We start from the raw sequence: 4,400 nt of genomic DNA, 5'->3' as shown, positions 1-4,400 counted from the left end.
CTCGGACACGCCCAGCAGGGTCAGCAGCGGCCCGTCGCCGTCCTCCAATCCCAGCACGTCGCGAATGAAGCCGGGATCCAGCACCGGCGCCGTGAAGACGGTGTCGAAGCTGTCGGCCTCGGCCAGGGCCGCTTCCACCGCCGCCAGTTCGATGTCGGTGAAGCCCAGCGCCCGCAGCGCCGTGTGATCCAGGCCCGGCGCCTCGACCAGGGTGCGTCGGCCGAACAGCCACCGCTCGGCCCCCTCGACGTCGCCCCCGGCCGCCTCGACGGCGCGGGCCAGCACCGGATGCAGCCTGCGCCCGATCTCGCCGTCGACGGTCTGGAAGCGGTCGACGGCGCGCGTCGCCCCCAGGCCCAGTCGCAGCCGCGTCTCCGCGTTCTGGACGAACAGGCCGATGGCGGCGTGCCGGCGCGGGCGGCGGGCGCGGCCCAGGCCGTTCAAGATCGATCCAGCCGTCGCGGCGGCGGCCCCCTGCAGAGTCTTCAGCAGGTTGCGCCGCGCCTTCAGCAGGTCCAGCGCCTCGTCCTGCATCGCATCCCAGTCGGTCGCCGGCCCGCGCGTCCGCGCCAGGGTCGCCGAGGTCTCGGCCGCCGCCGCCGCGACCAGGGCCGCCAGGCCGGCGACCGCGTCCCTGTCCAGTTCGGGGCCGGCGGCCGACAGCAGGCCGTCCAGGCCCAACGCGACGGCGCTCGGCGTTTCGCTCTCCAGGTCCGCGGCCAGAACCGCCAGCCGGGCCAGGTCCGCGACCACGGCCTCGGCCGCCTCGCCGCCCAACTCGACCGCCGCGCCCAGGTTCAGCAGAACCGCGACGCCGGGCGCGGCCAGGGCCTCGGCGTCGCGCGGGTCGAAGGTCACGATCAGGCCGCCGTCCAGCGCCGCGCGGGCCGCCGCCAGCGTTTCCGGCGCGCCCGCCGCGATCCGCGCCCGGTCGGCCAGGGCGATCATCGGCGCGGGCTCGGCCCTCGGCTCCAGAAACAGGGCGGTCCGTTCGCCGTCGGCGGCGCGCAGGATGTCCGCGTCGGCGGCGCCGCATCGCCGCGCCAGGCCCGCCGCCCGCGCCAGCGCCGGGTTCCGTTGCGGGTCCGCGCAGTCGCCGCGGGGGCCTTCGCAGCGGTCCACCGCGTCGGCCACGGCGTTCAGCGCCTCGGCCAATGCCTCGGCCGCCTGGACGCCCAGACGCGTCGCCGCGCGGGCCGCCCGCGCCTGGTCCAGCACCGTCTCCGCGGCGGGGTCGGACAGGTCGGTCGTCGCGGTCGCCGGGCGCGGGTCGGTCGGCGCGACCAGGCCCAGACGGATCGCCCCCGACAGGCCGGCGGCGAAGGCCTGGGCGTCGGCGGCTTCGGCGAACACGCCAGCGTCGCGCCCCCGGGCGGCCAGGCGCTCGGCCCAGGCGTCGACCACGCCGTCCAGCCAGCCGCCTTGCCCCTCGACCGGCGCCCAGTCCAGCCACGCCTCGACCTGGGCGTCGGTCCAGCCGGCGGGCGTTTCGATCTCGCGCAGGGCGCCGCCGCGCTCGATGACGCGGGTCTCCATCGCGACTCGGTCGGCCAGGGCGGCGAAGTCGGTTTGAATGCGCATGCGGCGTCTCCCCGAGAGGCTTTCAGGGCAAACTACGGTGAATGCGACGGCGATCCAATATATGTGGTGGTCTGAACTAGGGTTTCCCACAAGATATCGATGCCCCGTCACGCCCCTCGGCGCTGGACGAAGCGGACGCGGGTTTCTATGATCGCGCCAGCCGCCGGAGACTCCCGCCGCGGCCGTTTCTGCGTGGATGTGACGACGTGCTGAGCAAGATTTTCGGATGGTGGGACGGCGCCACGATCGGCACCCTGTTCACCATCGCCAAACGCGGCAAGCTGGTCGGCGAGGACGAGTTCGGCAACAAGTATTACGAAAGCCGCGACAACGTCAGCTATGACGGCCGCCGTCGCCGCTGGGTCGTCTATAACGGCTACGCCGACGCCTCCAAGGTCACGCCCGACTGGCACGGCTGGCTGCGCTACACCTTCGCCGAGCCGCCGACGGTGGCGCCGCTGCCGCGTCGCGCCTGGGAAAAGCCGCATCTGCCGAACCTGACCGGCACGCCGATGGCCTGGCGTCCTCAAGGGTCGCTGGCCGCCGACGCCAAGCGCCCGGCCGCCACCGGCGACTACGAAGCCTGGAGCCCCGAGTGAGGCTGAACCGCCTCCTGCTGGGCGGGGCGGCCCTGGCCGCCGTTCTGAGCGCGGGCGCCGTGACCGCCAGCGTCCTGCAAGACGCGCCGCGCGACGCCCGGCCGGTCCAGTCCGGCGACCCCATTGGCGACGCCCTGCGCGCCACCGCGCCGGCGACGCGGCCTCCCGCACCGGTGGAGGCGCCGCCCGCCGCGTCGCCCGCGCCCGCCAGCCCGGTGCCGGTGACGCCGCCGCCTGTCGTCGTCGTGGCCCAGGACGCCGCAGTCGAACAGGCGGTGGAGGCCGAGACCGAGGACGAAGCGCCCGCCGCCGAAAAGGCCATCGACCAGCCCGAGGTCCCGGCGCGGCGTCAACGGCGCAAGTTCGCCGTCGTCCAGGCCATCGACAAGGTCACGGCCGAGACCATGAAGTTCGAGGTCGAGGTCGGCGGCCGTCCCGTCCGCTTCAATCGCAATCTGATCGTCGCAGCGCGCGCCTGCGAGGTCTCGACGCCCGATGAGCTGACCCAGGACTCCATCGCCTATCTGGACGTGTCTCTGGCGTCCCGGAACCAGGGCGACGCGCGCCAGATTTTCCGCGGCTGGATGTTCGCCTCCTCGCCCGCCGTCTCGGGCTTGCAGAACCCGAATTACGACGCCTGGGTGGTGGGTTGTAAGGACTAGGGGACGATGGCGGCCAAACCCTCTGCAAAGAAGAGCGAAACCGTCGAGTTCCGCCTGTCCCACGCCGACAAGACCGCCTTCATGGCCCTGTGCCGGGCCGAGGGGCTGACGGCCTCCGAAGCGATCCGACGCGCCATCGACGCGCGCGTGCGTCGTCCCGCCGAGCGATCGCGGTCCTGGCGGCGAATGGCGCTGGCCGCCGGCGTCGGCCTGGCCCTGGGCGCCGCCGCCGTTCCCGCCCTGGCCCAGGCCCTGTCGCCTTCCCGCGCCGCCTTTGACCGCCTGGACCGCGACCACGACGGCCTTCTGACCTTCGACGAATTCCGCCCGCGCTAACGGATGGGCCGCAGCAGCCGGTCGGGCTGCAGTTTCAACCAGGTCCAGGGCTTGATCAGGCTCGCGCCCGGCTCCCACGACGCCAGCACGATCTCCGCCCGCCCGATCAGATTCTCCGCCGGCAGCAGTCCCACGCCGACCGCGCCCGGCCACCGGCTGTCCAGCGAATTGTCGCGATTGTCGCCCATCACGAACAACTGCCCCGCGGGCACGCGAAACGCCGGCGTATCGTCGTCCGGTTGGCCGAAACTGCGGTCGTAGGTCGAATAGCTGCGGCCGTCGTCCAGCGTTTCGCGCACGATCGTCACCTGCCGGTCGGGGGCGTCGTGGTCGCGCGCCCGGCCCAGCGCCGTGCGGGGAACTGCGCGGTCGTTGACGAACACCTGGCCGCCGCGCACCTGCACCGTGTCGCCTGGCAGACCGATGACCCGCTTGATCCAGACCTGGCTCGTATCGCTGGGCCGACGAAACACCACGACGTCGCCGCGCGCCGGCGTGCGCCCCATCAGACGGCCCGGCCGCATCGGCGGATCGAACGGCAGGGACGCCGTGCTCCAGCCATAGGCGAACTTGGACACCACGATGTAGTCGCCTGTCACCAGCCCAGGCTCCATGGAGGAGGACGGAATGGTGAAGGGCTGCACCGCCACGATGCGGACGATCAGCGCTAGCGCCAGTCCGGCGACGAGAAAGCGGATCGTGTCCAGCGTCTGGTGGCGGCGATCGGTCGGGGCGGGGGAGGGTCGGTCCATGTCCCCATTCGGCGCCGCATCGTCCGTTCAGGCCAGCGCGGTCGTGTCCGGACAGGCGAAGAAACGTGTCCGGACAGTCTTCAGGGCGCGGCCAGGGCGGTCGCCACCGCTTCCGCGCCGCTCATCGGGGCGAACAGGGCCGTCTGGTCCGGCCGCACCTTCAGGGCAGGCGCCAGACGGCGCAGATAGGCGGCCTGCGGCGTCTCCACCGCGCCGAACTGGCTGAGGTGGTCTGTCAGGAACTGCGTGTCCAGCAGGGTCCATCCGCCCTTTCGCAGGCGGGCGACCAGATGCACCAGGGCGACCTTGGACGCATCGCGTTCGCGGCTGAACATGCTCTCGCCGAAGAAGGCGCCGCCCAGCGACACGCCGTACAGGCCGCCGACCAGCCGATCATCCCGCCAGCACTCGATCGAATGCACGAAGCCCTGGGCGTGCAGGGCGCCGTACAGGCGTCGGATGGGGCCGTT

At 72.7% G+C, this 4,400-nt stretch carries 5 protein-coding genes and 1 pseudogene; 3 read left to right on the top strand and 3 right to left on the bottom strand.

The features are described 5' to 3' along the window. A pseudogene (locus B2U11_RS07925) lies at positions 1 to 1,581 on the bottom strand (TSCPD domain-containing protein); the annotation flags it as partial. Positions 1,582 to 1,787: 206 nt separating this feature from the next. On the opposite strand from B2U11_RS07925, the gene B2U11_RS07920 reads away from it, so the two are divergent. Genes B2U11_RS07920 through B2U11_RS07910 form a run of 3 tightly spaced genes read left to right on the top strand, consistent with a single transcriptional unit; the run spans position 1,788 to position 3,178 of the window. Beyond that, positions 1,788 to 2,180, top strand: coding sequence for an NADH:ubiquinone oxidoreductase subunit NDUFA12 (locus B2U11_RS07920; protein WP_292070967.1), 393 nt, complete (start codon positions 1,788 to 1,790; stop codon positions 2,178 to 2,180). Beyond that, positions 2,177 to 2,842 (top strand): DUF2155 domain-containing protein, encoded by a 666-nt coding sequence (locus B2U11_RS07915; protein ID WP_292070966.1) that lies wholly within the window; start codon positions 2,177 to 2,179, stop codon positions 2,840 to 2,842. Before B2U11_RS07920 ends, B2U11_RS07915 begins: the two co-directional genes overlap by 4 nt. A gap of 6 nt (positions 2,843 to 2,848) precedes the next feature. Then, positions 2,849 to 3,178 carry a hypothetical protein gene (locus B2U11_RS07910; protein ID WP_292070965.1) on the top strand — a complete coding sequence of 110 codons (330 nt, stop codon included), beginning with the start codon at positions 2,849 to 2,851 and terminating at the stop codon, positions 3,176 to 3,178. On the opposite strand, the gene lepB is transcribed toward B2U11_RS07910, so the two are convergent. Both lepB and B2U11_RS07900 read right to left on the bottom strand, forming a co-directional pair. Next, the gene (gene lepB / locus B2U11_RS07905; RefSeq protein ID WP_292070964.1) at positions 3,175 to 3,930 is read right to left on the bottom strand and encodes a signal peptidase I; all 756 of its coding nucleotides are present in this window, start codon (positions 3,928 to 3,930) and stop codon (positions 3,175 to 3,177) included. The genes B2U11_RS07910 and lepB overlap by 4 nt on opposite strands. A gap of 80 nt (positions 3,931 to 4,010) precedes the next feature. After that, positions 4,011 to 4,400, bottom strand: a 390-nt coding sequence (locus B2U11_RS07900; protein ID WP_292070963.1) for a leucyl/phenylalanyl-tRNA--protein transferase, incomplete at its 5' end; no start/stop codon positions are given.

Source organism: Brevundimonas sp. UBA7534 (assembly GCF_002479325.1).
GTDB lineage: Bacteria > Pseudomonadota > Alphaproteobacteria > Caulobacterales > Caulobacteraceae > Brevundimonas.
Note: the sequence above shows the minus strand (reverse complement) of the source record. Positions and strands in the feature narration are given on the sequence as shown.

Coding starts and splice junctions, on each gene's coding strand:
- lepB (WP_292070964.1), bottom strand. CDS start 3,930: ATGGACCGACCCTCCCCCGCCCCGACCGATCGCCGCCACCAGACGCTG.
- B2U11_RS07910 (WP_292070965.1), top strand. CDS start 2,849: ATGGCGGCCAAACCCTCTGCAAAGAAGAGCGAAACCGTCGAGTTCCGC.